1 protein-coding gene and 1 pseudogene are annotated in these 1036 nt (G+C 43.7%); one reads left to right on the plus strand and one right to left on the minus strand.

What is annotated here, in order from left to right; genetic code table 11:
- Positions 1 to 286, plus strand: a pseudogene (locus HZC34_08135) (phosphoribosylformylglycinamidine synthase II).
- A 226-nt stretch (positions 287 to 512) separates the two neighbouring features.
- On the opposite strand, the gene HZC34_08140 reads toward HZC34_08135, so the two are convergent.
- Entirely contained in the window at positions 513 to 911 is a 399-nt protein-coding gene (locus tag HZC34_08140; GenBank protein MBI5701790.1) for a hypothetical protein, read from the minus strand.
- Positions 912 to 1036: the final 125 nt, after the last annotated feature.

The raw sequence follows: 1036 nt of genomic DNA on the forward strand, positions 1-1036 counted from the left end.
AGTCGGAGAAGATTCCGGCGGCATTATTGTCGATGATGTGGCTGTGGTTTTTAAAATGGAGAGCCACAATCATCCTTCTCAAGTCGACCCTAAACAAGGCGCGGCCACTGGAGTGGGGGGCATTATCCGCGATATTTTTACTGCCGGTGCCAGACCAATTGCATCACTCGACTCATTAAGGTTTGGGCCGCTATCCGAACCATATAATAAGTATCTCCTGGCTGGAGTTGTTGACGGCATTGCCTTTTATGGCAACTGTCTGGGCGTTCCCACCGTGGGCGGCGATTTCATTGGGGAATGCCTGGGTCCATAATCGAAGACTTTAAGTCGCCTGTCGTATGTAACCGATAGGGCCTTCTAAATATCGAACTTTTATAAGTTTTGCCGAGTCAAATTCAATCCTGCCGCAAATAATTGAGACTCTGGGCGCATGAACTCTGCTGTCGGGAAACATCATGCCGATAGCGTTGGCTACATTAACGATCTTTTCTTCGCCGGCGCCAGTCCCGCAGCTATCGAGAACGATATCGCTGCCGGGGATTAAATCCGCTTAGTTTTCCGAATTGTATATCTTGCAGAGTGCCATGACCTCCAAGTTGTAGGATTGAAAAAGCACGTTCAAGATTGGCGGACGTTATTTCGGCTTCAAGCCAATTGATGTCGGCAACATCAGCCGCTTCAAAGTAAACAACATCGAAACCTGATTCAAAGAGCTGTCGGAATCCATTATTAACAAAAGCATCGGAGTCATCATCTTTATTATAAATTACTAATACTTTAGGCTGGCGGCTGAATTTTAATAATAGTAAATTTTCTCTAACTGCTAAAATTTTTTCTAATGTTTCAGCATTAAAACGATCAATAAATTCTATGCCGAGTCTTGCCGCCCGTCGTTGTATATAGGTGCGCATAATTAAATAGACATTATGTTTACAAAAAAGGAACAAGCAATCCCTTAATCAATTCCGGGTTCTTCTGAATGTTTCCAAAGGTTTTAAATAGGGCGTCACAAAGCGCTTCTTCTCGATCGTAATAT

This window comes from Candidatus Saganbacteria bacterium (genome assembly GCA_016223245.1).
Lineage (GTDB): Bacteria > Margulisbacteria > WOR-1 > XYC2-FULL-46-14 > XYC2-FULL-37-10 > JACRPL01.